This window comes from Salinicola sp. RZ23, from assembly GCF_003206675.1.
GTDB classification, from domain to species: domain Bacteria; phylum Pseudomonadota; class Gammaproteobacteria; order Pseudomonadales; family Halomonadaceae; genus Salinicola; species Salinicola endophyticus.
Genome location: NZ_PZJK01000006.1, coordinates 47,558 through 74,304 on the forward strand (window position 1 = coordinate 47,558; position 26,747 = coordinate 74,304).

Annotated in this window: 23 protein-coding genes; 11 read left to right on the forward strand and 12 right to left on the reverse strand. The window is 67.1% G+C overall.

All coding sequences use genetic code 11. From position 1 onward, the window contains the following. Nucleotides 1-264 precede the first annotated feature (264 nt). Entirely contained in the window at nt 265-3,444 is a 3,180-nt protein-coding gene (locus DOM67_RS05065) for a multidrug efflux RND transporter permease subunit (RefSeq protein WP_110674574.1), read from the reverse strand. After that, nucleotides 3,444-4,727 carry an efflux RND transporter periplasmic adaptor subunit gene (locus tag DOM67_RS05070; RefSeq protein ID WP_232825142.1) on the reverse strand — a complete coding sequence of 428 codons (1,284 nt, stop codon included), beginning with the start codon at nt 4,725-4,727 and terminating at the stop codon, nt 3,444-3,446. The genes DOM67_RS05065 and DOM67_RS05070 overlap by 1 nt, the downstream gene beginning before the upstream one ends. A 168-nt stretch (nt 4,728-4,895) precedes the next feature. Between DOM67_RS05070 and DOM67_RS05075 the strand changes: the two genes are divergently transcribed. After that, nucleotides 4,896-5,522, forward strand: coding sequence for a TetR family transcriptional regulator (locus tag DOM67_RS05075; protein ID WP_110674576.1), 627 nt, complete (start codon nt 4,896-4,898; stop codon nt 5,520-5,522). Between the two features lie 165 nt (nt 5,523-5,687). On the opposite strand, the gene DOM67_RS05080 is transcribed toward DOM67_RS05075, so the two are convergent. From DOM67_RS05080 to DOM67_RS05090, 3 genes are read right to left on the reverse strand one after another with little or no spacing between them, the layout of a single operon-like run. After that, complete coding sequence (locus DOM67_RS05080; protein ID WP_110674577.1) at nt 5,688-6,527, reverse strand: fructosamine kinase family protein; 840 nt, start codon at nt 6,525-6,527, stop codon at nt 5,688-5,690. Further along, nucleotides 6,496-8,340: a monovalent cation:proton antiporter-2 (CPA2) family protein gene (locus DOM67_RS05085; protein ID WP_110674578.1), complete on the reverse strand. Its 1,845-nt coding sequence runs from the start codon at nt 8,338-8,340 to the stop codon at nt 6,496-6,498. The genes DOM67_RS05080 and DOM67_RS05085 overlap by 32 nt, the downstream gene beginning before the upstream one ends. A gap of 33 nt (nt 8,341-8,373) precedes the next feature. After that, on the reverse strand, nt 8,374-9,582 hold the full coding sequence (locus DOM67_RS05090; RefSeq protein ID WP_110674579.1) for a GNAT family N-acetyltransferase: 1,209 nt from the start codon (nt 9,580-9,582) through the stop codon (nt 8,374-8,376). 179 nt (nt 9,583-9,761) lie between these two features. Here DOM67_RS05090 and DOM67_RS05095 point away from each other — a divergent pair, with 179 nt between their 5' ends. Continuing rightward, entirely contained in the window at nt 9,762-10,055 is a 294-nt protein-coding gene (locus tag DOM67_RS05095) for a DUF4190 domain-containing protein (protein ID WP_232825143.1), read from the forward strand. A 63-nt stretch (nt 10,056-10,118) separates the two neighbouring features. Next, entirely contained in the window at nt 10,119-11,291 is a 1,173-nt protein-coding gene (gene pncB, locus DOM67_RS05100) for a nicotinate phosphoribosyltransferase (RefSeq protein WP_110674580.1), read from the forward strand. Nucleotides 11,292-11,351: 60 nt separating this feature from the next. Here the strand turns inward: pncB and DOM67_RS05105 are convergent, their stop codons facing one another. From DOM67_RS05105 to gap, 4 genes are all read right to left on the reverse strand, one after another. After that, nucleotides 11,352-12,155, reverse strand: coding sequence for a dienelactone hydrolase family protein (locus DOM67_RS05105; protein WP_232825144.1), 804 nt, complete (start codon nt 12,153-12,155; stop codon nt 11,352-11,354). A gap of 221 nt (nt 12,156-12,376) precedes the next feature. Further along, nucleotides 12,377-13,657 carry a PAS domain-containing protein gene (locus tag DOM67_RS05110; protein WP_110674582.1) on the reverse strand — a complete coding sequence of 427 codons (1,281 nt, stop codon included), beginning with the start codon at nt 13,655-13,657 and terminating at the stop codon, nt 12,377-12,379. 55 nt (nt 13,658-13,712) lie between these two features. Further along, entirely contained in the window at nt 13,713-14,021 is a 309-nt protein-coding gene (locus DOM67_RS05115; protein ID WP_110674583.1) for a hypothetical protein, read from the reverse strand. Between the two features lie 499 nt (nt 14,022-14,520). Next, nucleotides 14,521-15,522 carry a type I glyceraldehyde-3-phosphate dehydrogenase gene (gene gap / locus DOM67_RS05120; protein ID WP_110674584.1) on the reverse strand — a complete coding sequence of 334 codons (1,002 nt, stop codon included), beginning with the start codon at nt 15,520-15,522 and terminating at the stop codon, nt 14,521-14,523. A 244-nt stretch (nt 15,523-15,766) separates the two neighbouring features. Here gap and edd point away from each other — a divergent pair, with 244 nt between their 5' ends. The 5 genes from edd (at nt 15,767) to DOM67_RS05145 (ending at nt 21,552) form a co-directional block, all read left to right on the forward strand. After that, nucleotides 15,767-17,629: a phosphogluconate dehydratase gene (edd, locus tag DOM67_RS05125; protein WP_110674585.1), complete on the forward strand. Its 1,863-nt coding sequence runs from the start codon at nt 15,767-15,769 to the stop codon at nt 17,627-17,629. Next, a complete protein-coding gene (gene glk / locus DOM67_RS05130) occupies nt 17,626-18,585 on the forward strand; it encodes a glucokinase (protein WP_110674586.1) in 960 nt (319 codons plus the stop codon). Before edd ends, glk begins: the two co-directional genes overlap by 4 nt. Beyond that, nucleotides 18,582-19,490, forward strand: a complete 909-nt coding sequence (locus DOM67_RS05135; RefSeq protein WP_110674587.1) for a D-hexose-6-phosphate mutarotase — start codon at nt 18,582-18,584, stop codon at nt 19,488-19,490. The genes glk and DOM67_RS05135 overlap by 4 nt, the downstream gene beginning before the upstream one ends. Next, nucleotides 19,483-20,358: an aldo/keto reductase gene (locus DOM67_RS05140; RefSeq protein ID WP_110674588.1), complete on the forward strand. Its 876-nt coding sequence runs from the start codon at nt 19,483-19,485 to the stop codon at nt 20,356-20,358. The genes DOM67_RS05135 and DOM67_RS05140 overlap by 8 nt, the downstream gene beginning before the upstream one ends. Nucleotides 20,359-20,583: 225 nt before the next feature. Continuing rightward, complete coding sequence (locus tag DOM67_RS05145) at nt 20,584-21,552, forward strand: carbohydrate kinase (RefSeq protein WP_110674589.1); 969 nt, start codon at nt 20,584-20,586, stop codon at nt 21,550-21,552. Here the strand turns inward: DOM67_RS05145 and DOM67_RS05150 are convergent. Continuing rightward, nucleotides 21,526-22,422 carry a LysR family transcriptional regulator gene (locus DOM67_RS05150; RefSeq protein WP_110674590.1) on the reverse strand — a complete coding sequence of 299 codons (897 nt, stop codon included), beginning with the start codon at nt 22,420-22,422 and terminating at the stop codon, nt 21,526-21,528. The genes DOM67_RS05145 and DOM67_RS05150 overlap by 27 nt on opposite strands. A gap of 143 nt (nt 22,423-22,565) precedes the next feature. Between DOM67_RS05150 and DOM67_RS05155 the strand changes: the two genes are divergently transcribed. Genes DOM67_RS05155 through DOM67_RS05165 form a run of 3 tightly spaced genes read left to right on the forward strand, consistent with a single transcriptional unit; the run spans nt 22,566 to nt 25,138 of the window. Further along, entirely contained in the window at nt 22,566-23,303 is a 738-nt protein-coding gene (locus tag DOM67_RS05155) for a CoA transferase subunit A (protein ID WP_110674591.1), read from the forward strand. Between the two features lies 1 nt (nt 23,304). Further along, nucleotides 23,305-23,952, forward strand: a complete 648-nt coding sequence (locus tag DOM67_RS05160) for a CoA transferase subunit B (RefSeq protein ID WP_110674592.1) — start codon at nt 23,305-23,307, stop codon at nt 23,950-23,952. Continuing rightward, the gene (locus DOM67_RS05165) at nt 23,945-25,138 is read left to right on the forward strand and encodes an acetyl-CoA C-acetyltransferase (RefSeq protein WP_110674593.1); all 1,194 of its coding nucleotides are present in this window, start codon (nt 23,945-23,947) and stop codon (nt 25,136-25,138) included. The genes DOM67_RS05160 and DOM67_RS05165 overlap by 8 nt, the downstream gene beginning before the upstream one ends. A gap of 34 nt (nt 25,139-25,172) precedes the next feature. On the opposite strand, the gene DOM67_RS05170 is transcribed toward DOM67_RS05165, so the two are convergent. Together DOM67_RS05170 and DOM67_RS05175 are read right to left on the reverse strand one after the other, a co-directional pair. Beyond that, nucleotides 25,173-25,949: a 3-hydroxybutyrate dehydrogenase gene (locus tag DOM67_RS05170; protein ID WP_110674594.1), complete on the reverse strand. Its 777-nt coding sequence runs from the start codon at nt 25,947-25,949 to the stop codon at nt 25,173-25,175. Nucleotides 25,950-26,070: 121 nt separating this feature from the next. Beyond that, complete coding sequence (locus tag DOM67_RS05175) at nt 26,071-26,736, reverse strand: bifunctional 4-hydroxy-2-oxoglutarate aldolase/2-dehydro-3-deoxy-phosphogluconate aldolase (protein WP_110674595.1); 666 nt, start codon at nt 26,734-26,736, stop codon at nt 26,071-26,073. Nucleotides 26,737-26,747 lie beyond the last annotated feature (11 nt).

Sequence of the window (26,747 nt, forward strand, 5' to 3'; positions counted from 1 at the left end):
TGCTAGCCAGACCAATAGCGCATTGACGTGACACCCTGACGATGTCCGCGTGACGGCGGTCCCTACTAGGTATAAGGCAGCACCGGGGGGAGCGTCAAAACGTCTTTTTTGCCTGCGTCATCGGCGCCCGTGGCACGCGCAAGAAAAAAGGCAACCTCCATGGGAGGTTGCCTCTATTTCAGCGTAGCCGATTTGGCGTTCGGCGCAGGTACGGATACGTCATCGAGTGCACCGGGCGCGTCAGCGACCCCGCCCGGCGCTGTCTCACGAGCGCTGTCCGTCGGCGTCAGCGCCCTCGTGCCGGCGCTTGAGCTTGGCACTGAGCCACAGCGTCACGCGCATGATCAGCACATAGGCCGCCGGCACGAACACGGTCGCCAGCACGGTGATCGAGATCATCCCGCCGACCACCGGTGTGCCGATCTGCTGCCGGCTCGCCGCGCTGGCCCCGGAGGCGAGCGCCAGCGGCAGGGTACCGCCGATGAACGCCAGCGAGGTCATCACGATGGGCCGGAAACGCTGGCGTGCCGCCACCTTGGCCGCCTCGATCACCGAGAGCCCGGCGTGCTTGCGCTGCTGCTCGGCGAACTCGACGATCAGGATGGCGTTCTTGGCCGCCAGCCCCACCACCACGAGTAGCCCCACCTGCAGGTAGACGCTGGTGCTGAGCCCCGCGAGCTGCACCGCCAGGATGGCGCCGATGAAGGCGAACGGCACCGCCGAGACCACCGCCAGCGGCAGCGTCCAGCTCTCGTACTGGGCGGCCAGGATCAAGAACATCATGACCACGCCGAAGGAGAGCGCCAGGGTCGCCGCGGTGCCCACGTTGGCCTGCTGATAGGCCTCCCCGGACCAGCCCATGGCGTAGTCGGAGCCCAGTGTCTGTTCCACCACCTCCTGCATCGCCTGGACCGCCTGGCCCGAGCTGTAGCCCGGCGCCGGCCCGCCGGCGAACTGCGCCGCAGGGTAGACGTTGTAGCGCTGGAGCACCGTGGGCGCATTCTCACGGGTCAGCGTGACCAGCTCGGAGAGCGGGATCCGCTGGCCGTCGCCGCCGCGCACATAGACCTTGCTAATGTCTTCCGGGTTGCGCCGGAAGTCGTCTTCCGACTGCAGATAGACCTGGAAGTTACGGCTGGATCGCGTGAAGTAGTTGACGAAGGCGCTACCGAAGGTGCTCGCCAGGGTGGTGTTGAGATCGGAGATATCCACACCCAGACTGCGCACCTTGTCGGTATCCACGGTGGCGCGATAGACCGGCACGTTGACATCCAGGGTCGAGAACGCCTGGCCGATCTCGGGGCGCTGATTGGCCGCCTGCATGATCTTGCCGGCCGCCGCCGCCAGCTGCTGCGGCGAGTCGCCGCCGTAGGACTGCAGGTAACCGGTGAAGCCACCGGTGGGCGACAGCCCCTGGATCGGCGGCATGTTGAAGGCCATCGTCTGGCCGCCCTGGATCTGGGCCCCGATCTGCATGATCTTGCCGATCAGTTGGTCCGCGGTCACGCTGCGCTGCGACCACGGCTTCATGGTCACGAAGACCGTACCCTTGGCGGTGTTGGCCGAGCTCGACAGGATGTCGAAACCGGGGATGCCGACCACGTAGTTGATCCCCGGCACCTCCTCACGCAGGCGAGTGCTCAGCTCCTGGATGTAGGCGTCGGTGCGCGACACCGAGGCGCCCGCCGGCAGCGACACCGAGGCCAGCGCCACCCCCTGGTCTTCGGTGGGCAGCAGGCCGCTGGGCAACTGGGCGTAGATCATCCATGACAGCACGCCGACCCCGACCAGCCCCACCACCACCAGCCACAGCTGATGAATGAGGAAGTTGGTGATCGCCATGAACAGGTCAGTGACCTTCTCGAAGCCCTTGTTGAACCACGCGAAGGGCTTCTTGATCGCACGGATGAGCTTGGATTCACGGATACGCTGATGGTTCTGCAGGAAGATCGCACTGATCGCCGGCGTGAACGACAGTGCCACCAGCGCCGAGATCGCCACCGAGATGGCGATGGTGATCGCGAACTGCTGATACATCTGTCCGGTGAGACCGCCCATGAAGCCGACCGGCACGAACACCGCGGTCATGATGAACGAGGTCGCGATGACGGCGCCCGAGACCTCTTTCATCGCCTCCAACGCGGCGCTGAAGGGCGTGGCCTCCTCGTCCTCCTGCATGATGCGCTCGACGTTCTCGATCACCACGATGGCATCGTCGACCACGATCCCGATCGCCAGGATCATCCCGAACAGCGACAGCAGGTTGATCGAGAAGTCGAGCAGATACATCCCGGCGAAGGTGCCCACCACCGAGATCGGCACCACCGACATCGCCACCAGCGTCGAACGCCAGCTCTGCAGGAACACGAACACGATCACCGCAACCAGCAGCAGCGCCTCGATGAAGGTGTGCTCCACCGACTGCACCGAGGCGTCGATGAACAGCGTGGTGTCGTAGGGGATCTCGTAGTCCAGCCCCGGCGGGAACCGCTTCTTGAGCGTCGCCATCTCGCTCTTGACCTCACGCGCCACGTCGAGGGCATTGGCCCCGGGCTGGAGGTAGATGGCGATGGGCGCGATCGGCTTGTTGTTGACGTAGCCCTGGATGCCGTAGGTGTTCTTGCCCAGCTCGACCCGGGCGACGTCACTCAGGCGCAGCGAAGAGCCGTCGGGATTGGTGCGCAGCAGAATGTTGCGGAACTGAGCGGCGCTGCTGAAGCGCCCTTCCGTGGTGATGGTGTAGGTGTAGGGCGAGGGGTCGCTCTGCGGCTCGGCGCCGATCTTGCCCGCGGCCACCACCGCGTTCTGGGCGCGGATCGCCGCCGACACCTCGGCCGGCGTCAGGTCGTACTGCGCCAGCTTGTCCGGATCGAGCCAGATGCGCATGGCGAACTCTTGGCTGCCCAGCACCTCAGCCTGCCCCACCCCCGGCAGCTGCTTGAGCGCATCGGTGATGTTGATGTTGGCGTAGTTGGTCAGATAGAGCGAGTCATAGGCGTCGCTGGACGACGTCACGGCGACGAACATCAGCACGCTGGAAGCGCGCTGCTCCACCGTCACGCCCTGGGCCTGCACCTCGCTGGGCAGCTTGGAGAGCGCCTGCTGCACCCGGTTGTTGACGTTGATCTGCGCCGTCTGCGGGTTGGTCCCGATCTTGAAGTAGACGCTCATCGACATCTGACCGCTGTCGGAACTCGACGAGGTCAGATAGATCATGTTCTCGGTACCGTTGATCTCCTGTGCCAGGGTCGACGCCACCGTATCGGAGACCGTTTGCGCGCTGGCCCCGGGATAGGTCGCCGAGACGCTGATCGTCGGCGGCACCACCTGCGGGTACTGCTCGATCGGCAGGGTCCGCATCGCCATCAGACCGATCAGGATGATGATGACCGAGATGACCGTGGCGAAGATCGGCCGCCTGATGAATACGCTGGAGAAATTCATCAGTTGGCTCCGTTCTGGCCGCCATCGGTCTGGGCCTTGTCCTGACTCCCTTCGGCCCCCTCGCCACCCTTGGCATCAGCCTTCTGCGAGGGGTTCTCGCCGGCCTTGTCCTGGGGGTCCTCGGCGCTGCCGGAGAACGGCTGCGGGTCGATCTTGTCACCCGGCGAGATGCTGCCGATGCCCGACACCACCACCCGGTCGCCGCTGTCGAGCCCCTGGGTGATGATCTGCCAGTCGCCAGCGACCTCGCCCAGCGAGACGAAGCGCGCCTCGGCCTTGCCGTCGGCATTGACGATGTACACCTGTGGCCCCTTGAGCCCCTCGGTCACCGCCACCGCAGGCACCGCGAAGACGCCGTAGCGCTTGACGTTGGGCAGGGTGACGCGCACGAACTGTCCGGGCAGGAACAGGCCATCCTGATTGCGGAAGGTGGCTTCGGCCTGGACCGTGCTGGTGTTCTCGTCGACCCGCGAGCCGAGGAAGTCGAGCTCGCCCGAGAGCTTGAGCGGCTCGCGCGTGGCCGAGCCGGTGGACGGCGCGGTGAGCACCGCGGCGTCAGCCTCCTTGGCGCCGCGCTGACGCTGGCGGCGCAGGGCGAAGGCGTCGTCGGCGGGCAGCGAGAAGCGAACCTCGATGGGGTTGAGCGGGGTGATCGTGGCCAGTTGCTGGGGCGGTCGCACCAGATTGCCCACGTTGACCTCGCTCAAGCTGATCATGCCGCTGACCGGAGCATTGACCTGGGTATAGCTCAGATTGATCTGGGCGCTGTCCAGCGCCGCCTTGGCCTGAGCCACCGACGCCTGGGCCGTGCGCAGATCGGCCTGGGACTGATCCCGCTGCTGCTGGCTGACCGAGTTCTGCTTGTAGAGGCGCGCGTAGCGCTCGGCATCACGCTGCGCCCGGTAGAGCTCGGCCTGGGCACTCTGCACATCGGCCTGGCGCTGCTCGACGGTCGCCTCGTAGGGCGCGGGCTCGATGGTGAAGAGCTTGTCGCCCTTCTCGACCAGACTGCCCTCGCGGTAGTGACGCGCCTCGAGAATGCCCTCGACCCGCCCCATCACCGTGACCTCCTGGTCGCTGCGAATCATGCCCGGATAGGTCTTGGACAGCCCGATGTCGCGCGCCTTGACATCCAGCACCTGGGCCTGGGTCGGCGGCTTCTGCTGCCCCTGCTGCTTGTCGCTGGCACTGGATGACTCGTCGCCGCCGCAGGCGGACAGTACGAGCGAGAGCAATATCGCGCCACCGATACCGATGGGGCGATTCATGAGTGTAGGGCGCATGAGTCTCCGTCCTGGAAAGAGTGCCTAAGGGAATGTGGCGAGCTTACAGGCATACATACATGAATGTAAACTTGCCAATGAATGGGGTATTCTCGCGCCAGGGACTCGACACCACCGAGAAAGATCGAGCCACACGCCGCCTTTATCAACGCTCATGACGACACCACCATGCCGAAACGCACCAAGGCCGAGGCCGAAGCCACCCGCGAGGCGCTGCTCGACGCCGCCGAGATCGTTTTTCTGGAGCGCGGTGTTTCGCGCGCATCGCTCGAGCAGATCGCGCGCCAGGCCGGCATGACCCGCGGCGCCGTCTACTGGCACTTCAAGAACAAGTCCGACCTGTTCCACGCCATGCTCGACCGGGTCAAGATGCCGCTGCGCCAGCTGCTCGACGATGTCGAGGACCCCGAGCGCCCCCACGCGCCGCTGACCAGCCTGCGCCTGGCCTGCCTGCACGCCCTCGAGCGCCTGCAGCGCCCGCGCTCCCAGCGGGTACACACCATTCTCTTCCACCGCTGCGAATCCTCCGGCGACATCGACATGCTGGGGCTGCAGAGCCACTTGGCCCAGGAGTGCTACGACACCATGGTCGAACGCCTCGAACAGGCCCAGCGCGACGGGGCTCTGGGCAAGGACGTCGACCCCGAGATCGCCTGCCGCATGCTGATGTCGATGTTCGGCGGCCTGATGCACGACTGGCTGCGAGACCCGACCCAGTACGCGCTGGACGAGACCGGGCCGCGCATGATCGAGACCTTCTTTACGCGTATCGCCCATCTGCCCGGCGAACGCTGAGCATACTGCGGTGTGGGGCCAGGTGACTCGACTCCCCTGACTGGGCGCCACTCATAGGTTAATAGCTACTGATGTAATTCTGGCTACTTTAGCCGACTCCGACACCATGCGCTGGTCCGCGAGCCTGATTCGACCGCGCATGGCACGCCTCTCGCTCCTGCCGGCTCAGGCCGCCAGCACCCGGTCGACGGCCCGCGACACCCCGCCGCGATAGCCGGCGCCGAAGAGATAGAGGTGATTGAGCAGCGGATAGAGCTGAAACAGCGCCTCACGGCGTGACCAGTCGGCCGGGCGCCGGCCATCCCAATAGGCCTCGTGGAAGGCCGCGCCCGGGTCGCCGAACAGACTCAGCATGGCCACGTCCACGTCGGGATAGTGACGATAGACCGCCGGATCGATGATCGCCGGCCCGCGCGGCGTGAACAGCACGTTGCCCGACCACAGATCGCCATGCACCAGTGACGGCGGCTGGTCCGCAAGCCAGCTCTCCAGCGTCGCGGCGACCCGCTCGATCCTTGCCGCCAGTGGCGCGTCCAGCAGGCCTCGGTCGCAGCAGGCGCGCACCAGCGGCAGCAGCCGGCGCTCGCGCTGGAAGGCGCGGCCATCGGCCAGCATGGCATTGGGCTGCGGGGTGAGCCCGCAGGCATTGTCGCGCCCCCAGCCATGCTCGGCTACGGGGTCACGGGTGACGGCGTGCAGCTGCCTTAGCCCCTCGCCGAGCCGAGCGCCATCGCGCGGACCGCCGGCGTCCAGCGCCTCCATCACCAGCAGATCCCCGGCCAGTGCCACAACCCGCGGCACCACCAGGGTATCGGTCGTCGCCAGCGCGGCCAGCCCGTCGGCTTCACCGGCGAGGCGTTCGGGCTGGTCACACTTGACGATCAGCGGCGTCGCCGCCTCCAAGCGCCAAACGCCAGCGCCGCTGTCGCCACCGGAAAGCGGCGTCAGGCTGCCGCGGAAGGTGTCATCGAGTTCAGCGAGACGTTGCGCCAGCCTCTGCATCATCGGTGCTCTCCTCACTCTCGTCGTCGGCTTGATCGGACTCGCCGCCCTTGCCGCGGCCGCGGTCGAGCTCCTGCTGGAACAGCGACTTGAACTCCTCCATGGCGGCCTTCTCGGTCGCCATCAGTTGCTCGGTGTCGTTGCGATGGGTGTAGGTATCCTTGAGCAGCTGATTGTCGAAATCGCGGAAGGTACGCACCGCATTGATCGCATTGGAGCTGGGGTAGCCCATGCCCTTGAGCACCTCGACACTCATTTCCATGCTCGAGGCGAAGGTCTCACGCACCACCCCATCCACCCCCTGCTCCATCAGTTTCCAGGCGTGATGGCGATTGCGCGCACGGGCATACACCTTGAGCTGAGGAAAGTGCGTCTTGGCCAGACGTGCGATGGTCAGCGCCGCGTTCTCGCCGTCGACCGCGATCACCAGCAGCTGCGCCTTGTCGATACCCGCCGCGCGCAGCAGATCGAGCCGCGTGGCATCGGCATAGAAGATGCGCGACCCGAAACGGCGGATGAACTCGACCTGGGTGATGTTGGGGTCGAGGGCGGTGAAGGCGATGCCCTGCATCTTGAGCATACGCCCCACCATCTGGCCAAAGCGTCCAAGGCCGGCGATCACCACCGGCGGGGTCTCGTCACCGAAGTCGGTGTCGTAGGGGCGCGTCTCCTTGAGCCGGTTGCCCAGCGTCTCGCCCAGCTGATAGAGAAATGGCGTCGCCGCCATACTCAGCGTGACCGCCGCGATGCACAGGCTGGCAATGCGCTGATCGATCACCCCGGCGGCGACGGCGGCAGTGAGCAGCACGAAGTCGAACTCGCCGCCCTGGGCGATCACCGTGGCCAGCCGCGGAATCTCGGTGCGCGGCAGCTTTGCCAGCCACCCGATCGCGGCCAGCACCAGCATCTTGGCCAGGGTCATCGCCAGCGCCAGGCCGATCACCAGCAGCACGTTGTCGAGCACCAGGGCGAGATTCACCGACATCCCCACGGCGATGAAGAACAGCCCCAGCAGCAGCCCCTTGAACGGCTCGATGTTGGCCTCGAGCTCATGGCGATAGGGCGTATCCGCCAGCATCACGCCGCCGAGAAAGGCCCCCAACGCCATCGACAGCCCTGCCCACTCCATCGCCAGCGCCATGCCGAGGACCAGAAAGAGCGCGGCGGCGGTGAAGATCTCATGGATATCGCTGCGCGCAATCAGGGCCAGCACCCGCGGGAACACCAGCCGCCCGAACACGATCGCGGCGACCACGATGGCGACGCTGCGCGCCATGATCCAGATATCATCAGGGGCAGCATCCGCACGCCCGGCGAGAAACGGCAGCAACGCCAGCAGCGGAATCACCGCCAGATCCTGGAACAGAAGCATGGCGAAGGCGCTCTGGCCGTGGGGCGTGGCCAACCGGCGCCGCTCGTTTAGCACCTGCAGTGCGAAGGCGGTCGACGACAATGCCAGCGTCAGACCGAGAAAGATCGCGATGCTCGGCGCCAGTCCCAGCAGCAGACCGATCGGTGTCAGCAGCGCCGCACAGCCGGCGAGCTGCAGCGACCCCAGCCCGAACAGGCGCTTGCGCATCGACCACAAGCGTTTGGGCTCCAGCTCTAGACCGATGATGAACAGGAGCATCACCACGCCGAACTCGGAGAAGTGCAGCACCGTCTCGGGCTCGGAGATGAAACCGCTCACCGAGGGGCCAGCGATCAGCCCGATGCACAGATAGCCCAGAATCGAGCCCAGCCCCAGGCGCTTGAACAGCGGTACCGCGATGATCGCGGCGCCCAGCAGCACGGCGGCTTCAGTGAGAAAATCCATCGCTTGTCGGTCCTCGTCACGGCGTGCGCGCCGTCAATCATCGTTGTCCGCCGCGGCCCCATGGCCCGCCGGTGTCTGGCGGAACGGCAGTCGCCCGCGGCACTGCTCGAGATATCTCTCGACATAAGCGCGCTCCTCGCGGCAGAACTGCGCCACCGCCTCGCGGAAGCCATCGTGTTCCAGATAGTGCAGCGACCGGCTCAGTACCGGGGCGAAGCCGCGGGTGAGCTTGTGCTCGCCTTGGGTGCCCGGATCGAAGCGCGACAGCCCGCGCGCCAGACAGTGCTCGATGCCCTGGTAGTAGCAGGTCTCGAAGTGCAGGAAATCCGCTGCCACTTCGCTGCCCCAGTAGCGTCCGTAGAGGGTGTCGTCGCCCTCGAAGCAGAGCGCGGCGGCCACCGCACGGCCATCGATGCTGGCCCTGACCAGCATCATCGCATCGCCCAGGGCGTCACGCAGCAGGGTGAAGAAGTCGAGGTTGAGATAGGGGTGCTGGCCGCGCTCGAGATAGGTCATGCAGTAGCAGCGGTAGAACTGCTCCAGCGCGGCATCGTCGATCGCCGCCCCGGTGAGGCGCTCGAACACGAAGCCCTGCTCGGCCAGCCGCCGGCGCTCACGCCGGATCTCCTTGCGCTTGCGCGAGCTCATGTCGGCGAGAAAGCCCTCGAAGTCGCCATAGCTGGCGTCGCACCAGGCGAACTGCACCGCGCAGCGTTCGAGCAGCGGCGCGCCGAAGTCCGCCTGCCACGCCGCCACCTCGTCATCACTGGCGAACAGCAGATGCCAGCTCTGCATGCCGCTGTCGCGCAGTACCGGGCCCAGCGCCGAGATCACCGCAGCGCGCGACTCGTCGGCGACCACGCCCAGCCGCGGACCGCTCGCCGGGGTGAACGGGATCGCGGACAGCGACTTGGGGTAGTAGTCGCCGCCGGCGCGCTCCCAGGCATCCGCCCAGGCCCAGTCGAACACGTACTCGCCGCGCGAGTGACCCTTGGCATAGCGCGGCAGCACCGCCACCAGCCGCGCGCCGCGATAGACCAGTAGATGATCCGGCGCCCAGCCGGTCTCGGCGCAGGCGCAGCCGCACGCCTCGAGGGCGGCGAGAAACTCGTGGCGTAGAAACGGATAGCCCGTGCCCACCACCGCGTTCCAGCTGGCCGCATCCAGCGCCGCCAGGCTATCGATCCGCGCAACCCGCAGCGCGCCCTGCGGCGCTCCCTGACGCTCTTCCTGCTGTGCCATGCCACTTCTCTCCTCCCGGTTGAACGCGTCCCTGTTGAGCGCGCGTGCCGCTCATGCCGCCGGGCCGCGCTGACAGCCTAGTCGATAGCCCGCAGGGCGCGGCACCGAAAACGTCGAGAGCGTCCGGCAAGCGTGCGATACTCTGGGGCATCGCCAGCGACATCACGACGACCGATACCATGAACGACCTTCACCCCACCCCGCCGCCGTCACCGCCAGGTCCCACCAACGTGATGGCGCTGGTCGCCTTCGCACTCAGTGTGCTCGGCACCCTGGTGCCGCCGGCCGCGCTGGGCGGTGTGGTGTGCGGTCATCTCGCCCGCCACCAGATCCGCGCGAGCCGGGAGTCCGGCGACAGCTGGGCGCTGGCGGGTCTGATCCTGGGCTACCTGCTGATTCTGCTGTCGCTGGCCGGGCTTTTGCTGTTCGGCGGCTTCGTCGCGACAATGTTCGGTATCATGGCCTTCATGTAATCGCCTCCGGGCACCCCGGAGAGCCCCGGCTCAGCGACTCGACCACGCCGTAGACGAGACTTCATGCTAACTTCGCTTCTGGACAACGACTTCTACAAGATCACGATGCAGAACGCCGTGATCAAGCGCTTCCCCTACGCGCAGGCGCGCTACGCCTTCATCAACCGCGGCGAGCACGCCTTCCCGGAGGGCTTCGGCGATGCCCTGCGTGGCGCGGTCGACGCCATGGCCGATCTCACCCTCGGCGAGGACGAGAAGCGCTACCTCGAGCAGACCTGTCCCTACCTCGACCCCACCTATCTCGATTTTCTCGCCGGCTTCCGCTACAACCCCGACGAGGTCAGCATCGTGCAGCGCGGCAGCGAGCTGTCGGTGACCATGGAGGGGCTGTGGTATCGCACCATCCTGTGGGAAGTGCCGCTGATGGCGCTGATCAGCGAGCTCTGGTATCGCCTGCGCCAGGTGCCCCGCGACGATGACGCCACGGTCGAGACGCGTACCCGGGACAAGATCGAGCAGTACCAGCGCCTGGGGCTCAAGATCGCCGAGTTCGGTACCCGACGGCGCTTCTCCTTCGACGTTCAGGATCGCGTGGTGGGTGCCCTGCGCCACCATGGCGGCAGCGCCTTCAGCGGCACCAGCAACGTGATGCTGGCGATGCGCCACGGGGTCAAGCCGATCGGCACCCATGCCCACGAGTGGTTCATGTTCCACGGCGCCCGTTTCGGCTTCAAGATGGCCAACAGTCTGGCGCTGGAGCACTGGGTCGACGTCTATCGCGGCGATCTGGGCATCGCGCTGACCGACACCTTCACCTCGAAGGCGTTCTTCGAGAGTTTCGACAAGAAGTTCGCCAAGCTCTTCGACGGCGTGCGCCATGACAGCGCCGACCCGATCGATTTCGCCTCCCAGACCATCGCCCACTACGAGCGCCTGGGCATCGACCCGCGCAGCAAGACCATCATCTTCTCCGACGCCTTGACGCCGGAACGGGTCGAACGGATCCACACCTTCTGCAAGGACCGCATCGGCATGGCCTTCGGGATCGGCACCAACTTCACCAACGACGTCGGCGCGACGCCGATGAACATGGTGATCAAGATGGTCGAGGCGCGCCCGGAGGGGCAGCACTGGCTGCCGGTGGTCAAGCTCTCGGACGTGCCCGACAAGCACACCGGCGACCCGGAGATGATCGCCCTAGCCCAGCGCGTGCTGGCGCTCAACCATCGCGACTGAGCGCGCGGCGCCGACGCATGGCTGACACCGCCCGCGGTCACTGACCGCGGGCGGTGGCGGTTACTGGTTGAGCGCCTTGTCCAGTGTCAGCAGCGCAGCCTGCCAGGAGGCCGCGTCCGCCGCGGCGTTGTAGCCCAGCGGCAGGTCGAACTCCTTGGCCAGGGCGTCGGCTTCGGGATTGGTGAAGGCGTGCGTCGCCCCCGGGTACTCCACCACGCGCACCTTGGCACCGTCCTTCTCCAGGGTCGCGGCCATGTCGGCCAGCGCCTGCTTGTCGACCAGCGGATCGTCCTGACCGTTGTAGATCCGCACCAGGCCGTCGAACGGCTGTGGCTGGCTCACCGCCTGGGTGGGGCTGCCGTGAAAGCTGATCGCGGCGTCGATCGGCATGCCTGCCAGGGCCATGTTCATCACCACGCCGCCGCCGAAGCAGTAGCCCATGGCGGCGATATGATCGCCATCCACCGCCGGATGCTGACGCAGCGCCGCCAGCGCCGCATCGAGCCGCGCCCGCGCCGCCGGCCAGTCCTGCATCACCTGACTGGAGAACGCTTTGGCGTCGTCGGGATGCTGCGCGACCTTGCCATCGCCGTACATGTCGACCGCCAGGGCGACGAAGCCCAGTGCCGCGAGCTGGTCGGCGCGGTGCTTGATGTAGTCGTTCAGGCCCCACCACTCATGCACCAGCAGCACCCCGGGGCGTGGCTGGTCGTCGCTGGCGTTGTAGGCCAGGTAGCCCTTGTAGGTCTGGCCCCCGGTGGTGTACTCGAAGGTCTCGCCCTGCACATGGGGGCCCACTACCTCGTCGGCCCACAGCGGCAGGCTCATCAGGCTGACGAACATGGCCAGCAGCAGTCGTCCCATCATCGTTCTCCTTGCGTTGACTGCGGGTCGGCGGCGCCAGGGCGTCGTCGTGACGCGCCGCTCCCGTTGACTCTTGTGTTCCAGTGGCTCCCGAAACCCCGTTGCTCTCGTGTCCTGCTGGCTCTCGGTCCCGATCGCGGTATTTACCGGCGGCTCGCGCATGTCGGTTCCGCGCGTCTCCGCCACCTCTGATCGACCAGACTCAACCCTCGAGGCGGCGCTCAGGGCGCCTGCTGAACGCGGTTACCGCCATGGGTCATCGCCACCTCGAGCCCGCTGTGGGCGCGTGCCAGGAACCTCTCTGGCGGCTCGCCCTGGCGACGCTCGGCCACGCCCAGACTAACCGAGAACGCCAACCAGTGGCCATGGAACTCGACCCGTGTGGTACCGAAACGCGCGCGCAGCCGCTCGGCGATGGCGGAGGTCTCCTGCAGCGACTTGCCGCTCAGCAGCAGTGCGAAGCCGCGCGCGTCGAGGCGACCGAAGCTGAACCGTTCGCGCAGGGTGGCGCGACACATCTCGCCGATGCAGGCGAGGACCAGGTCCCCCCCTTCACGCCCCCAGCGGGTGACGATATCGCTGAAGCCGTCGACCTCGAACACGATCAGCGACAGCCGCCCATGGACGTCGCCCATCGCCACCGCCTGGCGCAGGAGTCCCAGGAAGGCGCGCTCATTGAGGGCCGAGGTGAGCTCATCGGTGGCGTCATAGGCATCCCACTGCAGCGCCTGACGGCGGCGCTCGGTGATGTCCCTGGCCACCGCGACCCAGCCGGGGGAGACGCTGCAGACAGCATCGCAGTCGGCGGCGAAGTGGATCTCGCACCAGCGGTAGTTGCCGTCACGGTGGCGCAGGCGCAGCTCGAGCAGCACCGCTCCCGCGGTCACCGCCTGCTCATCGAGAGCGCGCTGTACCCGTGGCGCATCTTCGGGCGCCATCAACTCGAACAGCGAGCGCCCGACCAGCGCTTCGGCGCTGGCCCCCAGCACCCGCGCCGCCGCCCCGGCAGCCGCACGGCAGGCGAGGTCGGCATCCAGCACCAGCAGTAGATCAGGATTGTGCTCGAGCAGGGCACGCGAGGCGGCATCACCGGCGCCCGCGGTGGCCACCCGCTCGAGCACACCGACCAGCGCCACGACCTGGCCCTCGGCATCGCGCTGAATGTTGAGGGTGTCGGCGATGCGAGACGAGGAGCCGTCGACGTGGCTCAGCGTGTAGGTAAGAGTCACCTGCGTGTCGCCGGCGTCGAGCGCTGCCTGCAGCCGCTCGAGCGCCTGCAGCCGACTGGTTTCACCGATCGCGGTCAGCCAGCGCTGGGGATGGTCGAGGTAGTCGGTGGCGGAGCGTCCGCCCAGATCGGCGACCGCATCGGCAACGAAGCGGACTTCTCCCAGCCACCAGCCGGCGTCCGTCACATAGACGGCAGCCGGTATGGCTCGCAGCCACTGCTGCGCCTCGTCGCTCGGCTCGCTCGCGCCAACCAGGGCATCGGATCGATTCATGCTCCAATCTCATGTTGCCGCAGCGACTGGCGGCGCAGTGGGTAAAGACGGGTTGTCAGCGCAAGCCGGCACGTCGCCGCGGCGCGACCTCGGCGTCCCGAGAGGTGTCGCTCGTCGCCGATCCTGCCGCATCGGTCGCGGGATTGGCAGTGGCATAACGCCGCTCGCAGGAAGCGACCAGCTGGCGCAGATCATCGACACTCAGCTCGATGCGCTGGATGCCCTGCTGGCCCTGCCAGAGCACGAAGACCAGCGGCACACGGCGCGCCTGGTCCACCCCTACGATGCGTCCGAGCCGCTCTCGGCCGGGTTCGCGAAGCGTCTCGCCGATCAAGCGATGAGCGTTGAGGATCGTCTGCTGCATGGCACTGCCAACCTCGGCACGGCGTTGAATGATAATGAATTAGAGAATTAGAGCCGTCTTACCTTAGAGGAGAGAGTCGCGTCAGGCCAAGTCTCAAGCGCATATCTAAGTATAATTCAAACTTTCAGACTCTATCGGCAGCAGCTAAAAGAACTTGAATCGATATTTCCCGGGTCACCGATCGACCCTGTCAGGCGCCCTGTACGGATGGCTTCCCGAGAATCGCCGCCATGGTACCAGCCCCGGCGCCCACTGCCAGTCTCGTTGGATCGCCCCTCGTCATACCAGGGCGCATGCCTTGGGAGGCCTATCAGCGACGCCGGACAACTCATGAGCGCGTTGGGCCATGATGTCGTCCCGCTGACAACCAGGATGTCGGCCTGCTGAACATCGGGCCAAAAAAATGGCGCTCTAGAGAGCGCCATGGGGAGGAGTACCTCGCGCGGCCGTCAGCATGGCGTGGCGCAGCGCGCCCACGCCATTCGGCGACCCAGTAGGATCAGGCGGCAGCCTGCATCGCCAGCGCGGTATCCAGCATGCGGTTGGAGAAGCCCCACTCATTGTCGTACCAGGCCATGACCTTGACCAGCCGACCGTTGACGCGGGTGTGGTTGGCGTCGAAGGTCGAGGAGTTGGGGTCGTGGTTGAAGTCGATCGAGACCAGCGGCTGGGCGTTGACCGCCAGCACCGGCGAGGCGGCAGCGGCCTTCTCGACGATCTGGTTGATCTCCTCCTTGGTGGTGTCACGGCCCGCGGTGAAGGTCAGGTCGACCAGCGAGACGTTGATCACCGGCACACGCACCGCCAGACCGTCCAGCTTGCCATTGAGCTCAGGCAGCACCAGGCCCACTGCCGCGGCGGCACCGGTCTTGGTCGGAATCATCGACTGGGTGGCGCTACGCGCGCGGTACGGGTCCTTGTGATAGACGTCGGAAAGATTCTGGTCGTTGGTGTAGGCGTGGACCGTGGTCATCAGACCATTCTCGATACCCACGGCATCCTGCAGCGCCTTGGCCACCGGTGCCAGACAGTTGGTGGTGCAGGAAGCATTGGAGACCACACGGTGCTCGGCCTTCAGCACCTGCTCGTTGACGCCGAACACGATGGTGGCGTCGGCATCGGGGCTGGGCGCCGAGATCAGCACGCGGGCGGCGCCAGCCTCGATGTGCTTGGCGGCCGCGTCACGCTTGGTGAACAACCCGGTGCACTCCATCACCAGATCGACGTTCAGCGACTGCCACGGCAGCTGGGCTGGGTCGCGCTCCGAGAGGATGCGGATACTGTCACCGTCTACGCTCAGAGTCTCGCTGTCGTGACCGACCTCGAAGCCGAAGCGGCCATGCACGCTGTCGTGACGCAGCAGGTGGGCGTTCAGCGCCGGGTCACCCAGGTCGTTGATGGCGACGACCTGGATGCGATCGCGGTAGCCGTTCTCGTAGAGCGCGCGGAGTACGTTGCGACCGATACGGCCGAATCCGTTGATGGCGACACGCAAAGTCATGGTGCTCTCTCCTCTCAGATGGCGAAACCCCGAGCGGGACGGGGCGATCGATGGGTCACGAGGCCGGGGCACTGCGGCAACCCGGGGCAGTCTCGAAGCCTGAACTGACGATAGTCCTTGACTGCTGACAGTCTAGAACATCGCGCCATGAAAAAATATTACCCCGAAAGACTAATACCAACGCCGCATTCACGGCTACCGGGCATTTTTTTTGGTAAGTTTACCAAACAACCACGACAGCTCGATGAGGCAGACCCTGATGCTCAACCCCACGATCGACCGCGTGACTCGACGTATCGAAGACCGTTCCGCCGACCGTCGTCGCCTCTATGAGGAACGCATGGCGCGCCAGCACCGGCGTGGCGTGCATCGCGGCGAGCTCTCCTGCGGCAACCTGGCCCACGGCTTCGCCGCCTGCGGCGCCGGCGACAAGAACAGTCTCAAGCTGATGAACAGCGCCAACATCGGCATCGTCTCCTCCTACAATGACATGCTCTCGGCGCACCAACCCCTCGAACACTTCCCCGAGCTGATCAAGCAGGCCGCCCGCGGCATGGGCTGCACCGCCCAGTTCGCCGGTGGCGTGCCGGCGATGTGCGACGGTGTCACCCAGGGCCAGCCCGGCATGGAGCTGTCACTCTTCTCCCGTGACGTGATCGCCATGGCCACCGCCGTGGCGCTGTCGCACAACATGTTCGACGGCGCCCTCTACCTCGGTGTATGCGACAAGATCGTGCCGGGACTGTTCATCGGCGCGGCCCGCTTCGGCCATCTGCCGGCGCTGTTCGTCCCCGCCGGCCCCATGCCCAGCGGTCTGCCCAACAACGAGAAATCGCGCATCCGCCAGCTCTATGCCGAAGGCAAGGTCGGCCGCGATGCGCTGCTCGAGGCGGAGTCGGAGTCCTATCACAGCCCCGGCACCTGCACCTTCTACGGTACCGCCAACTCCAACCAGCTGATGCTGGAGATGATGGGGCTGCACCTGCCGGGCACCTCCTTCGTCAATCCCGGCACCCCGCTGCGCGACGCCATCACCCGCTACGGCACCGAGCAGGTGATTCGCAACAGCGAACAGGGCGGCGACTACCACCCCTTCTATCGCCAGATCACTGCCAAGGCGATCGTCAACGCGATGATCGGCCTGCTCGCCTCCGGCGGCTCGACCAACCACACCCTCCACCTGGTGGCGATGGCCGCGGCGGTCGGCATCACCATCACCTGGGACGACTTCGCCGAGCTGTCGACGGTGATCCCCAGCCTGACCCGGATCTATCCCAACGGCCAGGCCGACGTGAACCACTTCCATGCCGCCGGCGGGGTCAGCCTGCTGGTGCGCGAGCTGCTCGGGGCGGGGCTGATGCACGCCGACGTCAAGAGCGCCTTCGGTACCGACATGCACGCCTACACCCAGGAGCCGTTCCTCGACGGCGACCAGCTGGTGTGGCGCGAAGGGACCCGCGAGAGCCTCGACGAAGAGGTGGTGCGTCCGGTGGCCCGGGCCTTCTCCCCCACCGGCGGCCTGGCGGTACTCGACGGCAACCTGGGCCGCGGCGTGATCAAGGTCTCCGCGGTCAAGCCGGAACAGCGTCGCGTCGAGGCGCCGGTGCGCATCTTCGACGACCAGAGCCAGGTCAAGGCGGCGTTCGAAGGCGGCGAACTCGACCGCGACGTGATCGTGGTGGTGCGCTTCCAGGGGCCGCGGGCCAATGGCATGCCCGAGCTGCATCAGTTGACGCCCTTCCTGGGGGTGCTGCAGGATCGCGGCCACCGCGTCGCCCTGGTCACCGACGGGCGCATGTCGGGCGCCTCGGGCAAGGTCCCGGCGGCCATCCATGTCACCCCGGAAGCGGTCGACGCCGGCCCGCTGGCCTATCTGCGCGACGGCGACGTGGTCAGCCTCGATCCGGACAACGGTGAACTCCGCGCGTTGGTCGACGCCGCCGAATGGGCCAGTCGCGAACCTGCAATCTGCGACCTGGATCATTATCATCACGGCATGGGCCGCGAACTCTTCGCCGGCTTCAGACAACTGGTCGGCGGCGCCGAAGAAGGGGCCGCCGTCTTCGGTGGCTTCGACGCCGCCGATCTGCCCGGAGGGCACTCATGACGACACTCGCCTTGATCGGCGATATCGGCGGGACCAACGCCCGCTTCGCCCTGGTCGCCCCCGGCAGCGTCGAGCTGCAGGCGATCGAGACCCTGCCCTGCAATCATTACGCAGGGCTGGTCGAAGCGATCCAGGCCTACCTCGAGAAGGTCGGCGCTGAGCCCCCCAGCGAGGCGTGCCTGGCCTTCGCCTGCCCGGTGCACGAAGACTGGGTCAAGATGACCAACAACGACTGGGCGTTCTCCAAGAAGGCGGTCGCAGAAACGCTGGGCCTGGGTACCTTCAAGGTCATCAACGACTTCACCGCCCAGGCCCTGGGCATCCCCCATATCGATGCCAAGGACCTGACGCCGGTGGGTGACGGCGAGGCCGAGCCGCGCCGCCCGCGGCTGGTGATCGGCCCGGGGACCGGCCTGGGCATGGCCGGCCTGGTGCCGAGCCAGCGCCACTGGATCCCGTTGACCACCGAGGGCGGCCACGCCACCTTCGCCCCCACCGACGAGCGCGAGCGTCAGATCCTGGACTTCTTCCGCGCACGCTATGGCCGGGTCTCGATCGAGCGCCTGCTGTGCGGCCAGGGACTGCTCGATCTCTATCTCGCCCACGCCGCGCTGCTGGGCGTCACTCCCGGCTACAACTCCCCCGCCGAGGTCACCGGTGCGGCGCGGGCCGGCGATCGGGTCGCGCGCGAGACGCTGATGCGCTTTCTCAAGATTCTGGGCAGCGTCTGCGGCGACGCCGCACTCACCCTGGGCGCGCTGGGCGGGGTCTATCTCTGTGGCGGCATCACGCCGCGCCTGATCGAGTGGCTGCCGCGCAGCGATTTCCGCCGCGCCTTTGCCGACAAGGGACGGCTGAGCGCTTACACTGCCGGCATCCCCACCTGGGTGGTGACGGCGCCGTGGACCGGCCTGCTGGGCGCGGCGGAAGCTCTGCATAACGAGGAAGTGACATGATTCCCGATACGCTCGCCGATCTGATCGCGGCGACCGACGGCCAGCGCGAGACGACCTGGGAAGGCCGCCGAGTGCTGCTGATCAATGCCGACTGGGGCCAACTCGCGCTCTCGCTGCAGGGCGCGCAGCTCCTGCACTTTTTGCCTTTCCCGCCCGATGCCGCAGGCGACCGGCCGGTGCCCGACCCGCAGGATGGTTGGCTCTGGGTGACGCCCACGCCACAGGCGCTGCCGGGGGCGATTCGCGGCGGTATTCCGCTGTGCTGGCCGTGGTTCGCCGATGAGTCGCCTGACGGCAAGGGGCCGATGCACGGCCCGGCGCGCACCGCCGAGTGGCGCCTGGACGCGGTCGACGAGGATATCTCCGGCAGCGGGGTCGAGATCCATCTCTCGCCGCAGGAACGCCTGCACGACGAGCTGACACCCAATGTGGTGGTCCACGCCAACGCGCACAAGCTCAGCGTCGAGCTGTTCACCCGCCACACCGGCACCACGCCGGTCAAGCTGACCGGCGCGCTGCACACCTACTTCGCGGTCGCCGATACGCATCGCTGCCGCGTCGAGGGACTGGCAGGCGCGCGCTATCTGGACAAGCTCGAGCGCTTCGCCGAGAAGCAACAGCAGGGCGAGCTGGGTATCCGCGGCGCGCTGGATCGCATCTACCAGTCCAACCGCCCGGTGGTGCTGGACGACGGCCAGCGGCGCCTGCTGATCACCAAGCAGGGCAGCGACTCCACCGTGGTGTGGCATCCGGGCGAGGGCCTGCCGGGAGATACCCCTGCCGAGGTCGGCCAACGCTTCCTCTGCGTCGAGGCCGCCTGCACCCGGGTCGACCCTGTCTGGCTGGTCCCCGACGGGCAGCACCTGCTGGCCACCACCATCGTCAAGGCATCCGATCATGACTGAGACGCCGGTATTCGACGTCCCCTTCATCCTAGGCACGATGCGTCTTCACGAGCGCCCCGAGTTCGCCGATCCCGAAACGCTCGGCGACTGGCTGCAACGCCGCGTCGACCAGGGGCTCAACTGGTTCGACCACGCCGATATCTACGCCGACCAGCAGTGCGAGCAACGCTTCGGCGACGCCCTGCGGCGGCGCCCGGCACTCAGGGCACAGATCCATCTCGTCACCAAGGGCGGCATCGTGCTGCCCAGGCGCGATCGCTCCGCGTTCGGGGTCAAGCACTACGACACCTCAGCGGACTATCTCGGCGCCAGCATCGACGGCTCCCTCGCCCGCCTCGGGGTCGAGCGGCTCGACCACTATCTGCTTCACCGGCCGGATCCGCTGATGGACGCCGAGGCCACCGGCCGCGCCCTCGACGCCGCCATCGACGCCGGCAAGGTGGGCACAGTGGGGGTCTCCAACTTCCTTCCCGAGCAGTGGCGGCGCCTGCAGGCGGCGATGCACCACCGCCTGGGGGCGCACCAGTTGAAGCTCTCGCTGGCCCATCCGGATGCCCTGTTCGACGGCTTCTACGACGCCATCGTCGCCGATGGCCTCGCGCCCATGGCGTGGTCGCCGCTGGGCGGCGGCTCGGTGTTCGAGGACGTGCTCGGCAGCGCGCTCTCCCAGCTCGCCGAGCGTCTCGACTCGACCACCGCCGGGCTCGCGCTGGCCTGGCTGCGGCGCCTGCCGGGGCGGCCGATCCCGGTCATCGGCACCTTGAACGAAAAACGTATCGAAAGTCTGCTGGCGAACGGTAATCTCGAACTCGACCGCCCGACCTGGTTTGCCCTGCTCGAGGAAGCACGCAGCCACCGGGTGCCCTGAGTACCGCCGGCGCTGATTGGCCACCACCTGGATCCGGGGAAACGCTGAATTAATCGCTGAGCGAGAGGGTACGCGCGGCGCACGGCACGCAGAACACGAGTCATGAGATCGGATCAGACGAGTGTTCGACCGCGCTGGCACCCCCGTATCACGCCACAAAGCGACTCGCTCGCGCAGGCATTGAGGCAGCGTGTCCACAAGACCGCCATGGAGATCGCTAACACCATGACCCCCATCATCGCCTTCGGCGAAGCCCTCGTCGATATGCTCTCCAGCCGCCTGGGCGACGACACCGGGCCCGAGACATTCACCCCCTATGCAGGCGGCGCGCCCGCCAATGCGGCCGTGGCCTGCGCTCGTCAGGGCCTGCCCAGCGTGTTCCTGGGCATGATCGGCGACGACCGCTTCGGCGACTTCATCGTCGAGGCACTCGACGCCCACGGTGTCGATACCCAGCACGTGGTGCGCACCCGCGCGGCGCGCACTGCCCTCGCCTTCGTCTCTCGCGATAGCGAGGGCGAACGCCAGTTCGACTTCTACCGGCCGCCGGCGGCAGATCTGCTCTACCGCCGCGAACACCTGCCCTCGGGCATCTTCGCCGAGCCGGCACTGGTGCACCTGTGCAGCAACAGCCTCACCGATACCGAGATCGCCCGCACCACCCTGGATCTGGCCAGTATCGCCCGCCGTGGCGGCTGTCTGATCAGCGTCGACGCCAACCTGCGCCCGCTGCTATGGCCCCAGGGCCGGGTCGACGTGGCGCTGGTCGAGCAGCTGCTCGAGCGCGCCCACCTGATCAAGCTCTCCCGGGAGGAGCTCGACCAACTACGCGGCGACCGGGGCGTCGACGAGTGGATCAGCGCCAGGCTGGCCCGCGGCACGCGCATGATCGTGATCACCGATGGCCCCGGTCCGGTGGTGGCACATCTCGCCGAGCGCCGGCTGCAGGTGTCACCGCCCCAGGTCAAGGCGGTCGACACCACCGCCGCGGGGGACGCCTTCATCGGCGGCCTGCTGGCGTCCCTGTCCCGCGCCGACGTCACCTGCGAGACACTCACCGACTGGCTCGCCGACGACACCCAACTGGAAGCGGCGCTCACCTTCGCCACCCGCTGCGGCGCCTTCACCGCCACGCGGGCCGGCGCCTTCGCCGCGCTGCCGGGCAGCTCAGACCTCGACGACCTCCCCACCTGATCCCACCAGTAGCGCGTGAAAGGCGCTCGCGGTGGAGGAGAGCTGCTGGTCGGCGCGGGTAACGACGCCGACCGGCCGCTCGATCACCGGGTCACGAAGCGCCAGACAGCGCACCCCCAGGGCCTCCATCTGCTCGCGACACAGCGCCGGCACCGCGCTCACGCCCAGTCCTTTGTCGACCAGCTGGCCCACGGTAGCCAGTTGGTGGCTCTCGAACGCCACCGGCAGGCTCACCCCGTGCCGCGCCAGCTGGCGTTCCAGCGCCACGCGCACCTGTGACGGCCGCTGCAGGGTGATGAACGGGTGATCGAGCAGCGTCGCCCACGAGACCTCGCTCGCCACCGCCAACGCCGAATCCGGCGGCACCGCGGCGACGAAGCGGTCGAGATAGAGCGGCGTGAAGGCCAGCGCCTGCTGCGCCGGCGGCGCGAAGGCGATCCCGAACTCGACCCGCTGGGTCAGCACCATCTCCACCACCTGCTCGTTGATCACGTCATGGATGGTCACACCGATGCTCGGGTGGCGCTGACGGAAGGCGGCGATCAGCGGCGGCAGGCGGTTGGAGGCGAACGACGGCATGGCGGCGATCGCCAGATGCCCCTGCTGCAGGTGGAAGCGCCGACGCATGGCGTCCTCGACGTCGTCCCACTCCGCCAGCAGACGCCGCGCCAGCGGCAGCAGCGTCTCCCCCTCCGGTGTCAGCCGCACCTGGCGGGTGGTGCGCGAGAAGAGTGCCCCGCCGAGCTGAGACTCCAGCGATTTGACCGCCAGGCTGAGCGCCGACTGGGTCACATGCAGCCGCTCACAGGCCTTGGCGAAACTCAGGGTCTGGGCCACCGCGAGAAAGGCACGGAGCTGTTTGACGGTCATCAAAACGCCTCATTAATGAGAAAACCTCGATAATTATCGGCGAAAATAAATTTAATAACAGCGCGAGGAGCGGTCATAGTCATAGACACCGAGGTCGTCATGACCCGCACAGTACAACGCCAACGCTCACACCGAGGCCCACCATGACCCAAACCGCCGAGACGCAAGAGAGCCGCCAGCGCGGCAAATGCTACCCCAGTGCGCAGGCCGCGCTCGATGGCCTGATCGAGGATGGCATGACCCTGGCCGTCGGCGGCTTCGGCCTGTGCGGTATCCCCGAAGCGCTGATTCAGGCCCTGCGCGACAGCGGCAAGCGCGACCTGACCGTGGCCAGCAACAACGCCGGCGTCGACGGCTTCGGCCTGGGACTGCTGCTCGAATCCCGTCAGATCAAGAAGATGCTCTCCTCCTACGTGGGCGAGAACAAGGAGTTCGAACGCCAGTACCTCTCCGGCGAACTGGAACTCGAGTTCTGCCCCCAGGGCACCCTGGCCGAGCGCCTGCGCGCCGGCGGGGCCGGGATCGCCGCTTTCTACACCCGCACCGGCTACGGCACCAAGATCGCCGAAGGCAAGGAGGTGCGGGAGTTCGACGGCGAGCACTATGTGATGGAGCGCGGCCTGCCGGTGGACGTGGCGCTGGTCAAGGCGCAGGTCGCCGACCGCGCCGGCAATCTGCGTTTCAACAAGACCGCGCGCAACTTCAACCCGCTCGCCGCCATGGCTGGCCGGGTGTGCGTCGCCGAGGTCGAGGAGATCGTCGAGACCGGCGCCCTCGACCCCGACGACATCCACCTGCCGGGTATCTTCGTCCATCGTCTGGTGCACAACCCGACCCCGGAGAAACGCATCGAGAAACGCACCCTGAGGGAGGGCAACTGAGATGGCCTGGAACAAGGAAGAGATGGCGCAACGCGCCGCCGGCGAACTGCGCGACGGCTTCTACGTCAATCTGGGGATCGGCCAGCCGACGCTGGTGGCCAACTATATCCCCGAGGGCATGGAGGTGTGGCTGCAGTCGGAGAACGGCCTGCTCGGTATCGGCCCCTTCCCCACCGCGGAGACCGTCGACCCGGATCTGATCAACGCCGGCAAGCAGACCGTCACCGCCCTGCCCGGCTCGAGCTACTTCGACAACGCGGAGTCCTTCGCCATGATCCGCGGCGGCAAGATCAATCTGGCGATCCTCGGCGCGATGCAGGTCTCGGCCAAGGGGGATCTGGCCAACTGGATGATCCCGGGCAAGATGGTCAAGGGCATGGGCGGCGCCATGGATCTGGTCGCCGGGGTCCAGCGCGTGGTGGTGCTGATGACCCACACCGCCAAGGGCGAACACAAGATTCTCGATGAGTGCAGCCTGCCGCTGACCGGCGTCGGCGTGGTCGACCGCATCATCACCGATCTCGGCGTGATGGACGTCACCGACCAGGGCCTGGCGTTGGTCGAGCTGGCCCCCGAGGTGACCTTCGAGGAGATCCGAGAGGCCACCGGCTGCGAGCTGATCGACCAGCGGGAGACACAGCATGCCTGATACCCACCACGACCGCGACGCGGTCATCGTCGCCGCCACGCGGACCCCCATCGGCACCTTCCAGGGTGCACTTTCCAGCGTGCCCGCCGTCACCCTGGGGGCCACGGTGATCCGTCGGGTGCTCGACGGCATCGACCCGGCGAGCGTCGACGAAGTGATCATGGGCCATGTGCTGCGCGCCGGCCTGGGCCAGAACACCGCGCGCCAGGCAGCGATCGAAGCCGGCCTGCCCGACGGCGTGCCGGCGATGACCATCGACAAGGTGTGCGGCTCCGGGCTCAAGGCAGTGCATCTGGCGGCCCAGGCGATCCGCTGCGGCGATGCCGAGATCGTCGTCGCCGGTGGCATGGAGAACATGAGCCTGGCGCCCTATGTGCTGCCCAAGGCGCGCACCGGCCTGCGCATGGGGCACGCCGAACTGCTCGACAGCATGATTCAGGACGGCCTGTGGGACGTCTTCAACGACTACCACATGGGCATCACCGCGGAGAACCTGGCCGAGCAGTACGCGATCTCGCGCCAGGCCCAGGACGCCTACGCTGCCGAGTCCCAGCGCCGCGCGGTGGCCGCCCGCGACGCCGGGCGCTTCGACGCCGAGATCACCCCGGTCGCGGTACCCCAGCGGCGCGGCGACGCCATCATCGTCGAGCGTGACGAGCAGCCGCGCGAGGGCGTCAGTGCCGAATCGCTGGCCAAGCTCAAGCCGGCCTTTCGCAAGGAGGGAACGGTCACCGCCGGCAACGCCTCAGCGATCAACGACGGCGCCAGCGCGCTGTTGATCATGAGCGCGGCACGCGCCCGCGAGCTGGGCCTGCCGGTGCTGGCGACCCTCCGCGCCAGCGCCAACGCCGCGGTCGACCCCGCCACCATGGGCATCGGCCCGGTACCGGCGACCCGGCGCTGTCTGGAACGGGCCGGCTGGACGCTCGCGCAGCTCGATCTGGTCGAGGCCAACGAAGCCTTCGCCGCCCAGACCCTGGCGGTGGCCAAGGAGCTCGGCTGGTCGGCCGACAAGGTCAACGTCAACGGCGGCGCCATTGCGCTGGGCCATCCGATCGGCGCCTCAGGGGCCCGCGTGCTGGTCACGCTGCTCTACGAGATGCAGCGCCGCGACGTCGCACGCGGGCTGGCCACGCTGTGCATCGGCGGCGGCCAGGGTGTCGCCACCGCGATCGAACGCAGCTGATCCCGACCCACGGCGGCCCGCGAGGCTCTCGCGCTTAGCGGGCCGTCCACCCCAGATCGATCCCCCAATCCGCCCCGGTCACCGCCGCGGCGCCATCGGAGACCAGGTAGGCCACCAGCTCGGCGACCTCGGCGGGTTCGATCAGGCGCTTGACCGCGGCCCCGGCGAGCATGATCTTCTCCACCACCTCGGCCTCGTCCATGGCGTTCAGACGCGCCTGGTCGGCGATCTGCTTCTCCACCAGCGGCGTGCGCACGTAGGCCGGGCAGATGGCGTTGGCGGTGATACCGTGCTCGCCGCCTTCCAGTGCCGCGGTGCGGGTCAGGCCGATCAAGCCATGCTTGGCGCTGACGTAGGCCGCCTTGCCCGGCGAGGCCACCTTGGCGTGGATCGAGGCGACATTGACGATCCGCCCCCAACCGCCACGCTGCATATGGGGCCACGCCGCCTGAGTGAGCAGAAAGGGCGCGGTGAGCATCAGATCGAGAATCTGGCGCCACTTCTCCTCGGGGAAGTGGGCGATATCGGCAACATGCTGGATACCGGCATTGTTGACCAGAATATCGACGCCGCCGAACGCCTCAAGCGCAGTGTCGATGGCACCGCGGCACTGAGCGCCGTCGGTCAGATCCGCCTCGAAAAAGTGCGCACCGGCAGACTCGGCCACCGCCCTGCCCTCGGGGTTGAAATCCACCGCCAGCACGCGCTGGCCACGGGCGGCCAGCGTCTCGACCACGGCACGCCCGATCCCGCTGGAGCTACCGGTAACGACCGCCACGCGTGGCGCTTCAGAGTGCGACGTAGAAGTCATGGGCAACCCTCTCTCGATGTTCGATGCATCCAGCGCGTGACGGCAGGCCACCTGGTAAAGCCGCGAGCGCAGTACTTTTCAGCAACAGGACGTGTCAGAAGCCATCCGTTTCAGACGGTACCTAGCGCGGATAGCGCTGCGTCGCTTCACGGGTCAAGCGTGTGATCTCGGCCCACGCCTCCTGATCGACCAGCGCCTTCGGCGCCATCCACGAGCCGCCCACACACATTACGTTGGGCAGTGCCAGATAGTCGGCGGCGTTGTCGACGGTCACCCCGCCGGTGGGGCAGAACAGTGCCTCGGGCAGTGGCCCGCCGAACGACTTGAGCGCCTTGGCACCGCCGTTGGCCTCGGCGGGGAAGAACTTGAAGCGGCGATAGCCGCGCTCCCAGCCGGTGACGACCTCGGAGACCGTGGCCACCCCCGGCAGCAGCGGTACCTCGCTGGCGATGCCGTGCTCGAACAGCGCCGGCGTGGTGCCCGGAGTGACCACGAAGTCGACCCCGAGCTCCTCGCAGATCCGGTACTGCTCGACACCGAGCACGGTGCCGGCGCCCAGGGTGACCTCAGGCAGCGCCTCACGGATGCGCTGCATCGCCTCCACCGCGCAGTCGGTGCGCAAGGTGATCTCGAGAACGTCGAGGCCACCGTCGACCAGCGCCTGCGCCAGCGGCACGGCGTGGTCGAGACGCTCGATGACCAGCACCGGGATGATCGAGGTGGCACGGCAGATGGCGTCGAGACGATCGATCTGCGCCTGCGGCAGGAGACGGGTGGTGGATGACATGACAAGGTTCC

Bases quoted from the DNA above. Each gene is read 5' to 3' on its own strand.
- DOM67_RS05165 (WP_110674593.1), top strand. From the start codon at position 23,945: ATGCCTGATACCCACCACGACCGCGACGCGGTCATCGTCGCCGCCACG.
- DOM67_RS05110 (WP_110674582.1), bottom strand. From the start codon at position 13,657: ATGAATCGATCCGATGCCCTGGTTGGCGCGAGCGAGCCGAGCGACGAG.
- DOM67_RS05075 (WP_110674576.1), top strand. From the start codon at position 4,896: ATGCCGAAACGCACCAAGGCCGAGGCCGAAGCCACCCGCGAGGCGCTG.
- DOM67_RS05150 (WP_110674590.1), bottom strand. From the start codon at position 22,422: ATGACCGTCAAACAGCTCCGTGCCTTTCTCGCGGTGGCCCAGACCCTG.
- edd (WP_110674585.1), top strand. From the start codon at position 15,767: ATGAGGCAGACCCTGATGCTCAACCCCACGATCGACCGCGTGACTCGA.
- DOM67_RS05115 (WP_110674583.1), bottom strand. From the start codon at position 14,021: ATGCAGCAGACGATCCTCAACGCTCATCGCTTGATCGGCGAGACGCTT.
- DOM67_RS05080 (WP_110674577.1), bottom strand. From the start codon at position 6,527: ATGATGCAGAGGCTGGCGCAACGTCTCGCTGAACTCGATGACACCTTC.
- gap (WP_110674584.1), bottom strand. From the start codon at position 15,522: ATGACTTTGCGTGTCGCCATCAACGGATTCGGCCGTATCGGTCGCAAC.
- DOM67_RS05145 (WP_110674589.1), top strand. From the start codon at position 20,584: ATGACCCCCATCATCGCCTTCGGCGAAGCCCTCGTCGATATGCTCTCC.
- DOM67_RS05090 (WP_110674579.1), bottom strand. From the start codon at position 9,582: ATGGCACAGCAGGAAGAGCGTCAGGGAGCGCCGCAGGGCGCGCTGCGG.
- DOM67_RS05140 (WP_110674588.1), top strand. From the start codon at position 19,483: ATGACTGAGACGCCGGTATTCGACGTCCCCTTCATCCTAGGCACGATG.
- DOM67_RS05065 (WP_110674574.1), bottom strand. From the start codon at position 3,444: ATGAATTTCTCCAGCGTATTCATCAGGCGGCCGATCTTCGCCACGGTC.
- DOM67_RS05170 (WP_110674594.1), bottom strand. From the start codon at position 25,949: ATGACTTCTACGTCGCACTCTGAAGCGCCACGCGTGGCGGTCGTTACC.
- pncB (WP_110674580.1), top strand. From the start codon at position 10,119: ATGCTAACTTCGCTTCTGGACAACGACTTCTACAAGATCACGATGCAG.
- DOM67_RS05070 (WP_232825142.1), bottom strand. From the start codon at position 4,727: ATGCGCCCTACACTCATGAATCGCCCCATCGGTATCGGTGGCGCGATA.
- glk (WP_110674586.1), top strand. From the start codon at position 17,626: ATGACGACACTCGCCTTGATCGGCGATATCGGCGGGACCAACGCCCGC.
- DOM67_RS05095 (WP_232825143.1), top strand. From the start codon at position 9,762: ATGAACGACCTTCACCCCACCCCGCCGCCGTCACCGCCAGGTCCCACC.
- DOM67_RS05105 (WP_232825144.1), bottom strand. From the start codon at position 12,155: ATGGGACGACTGCTGCTGGCCATGTTCGTCAGCCTGATGAGCCTGCCG.
- DOM67_RS05155 (WP_110674591.1), top strand. From the start codon at position 22,566: ATGACCCAAACCGCCGAGACGCAAGAGAGCCGCCAGCGCGGCAAATGC.
- DOM67_RS05085 (WP_110674578.1), bottom strand. From the start codon at position 8,340: ATGGATTTTCTCACTGAAGCCGCCGTGCTGCTGGGCGCCGCGATCATC.
- DOM67_RS05160 (WP_110674592.1), top strand. From the start codon at position 23,305: ATGGCCTGGAACAAGGAAGAGATGGCGCAACGCGCCGCCGGCGAACTG.
- DOM67_RS05135 (WP_110674587.1), top strand. From the start codon at position 18,582: ATGATTCCCGATACGCTCGCCGATCTGATCGCGGCGACCGACGGCCAG.
- DOM67_RS05175 (WP_110674595.1), bottom strand. From the start codon at position 26,736: ATGTCATCCACCACCCGTCTCCTGCCGCAGGCGCAGATCGATCGTCTC.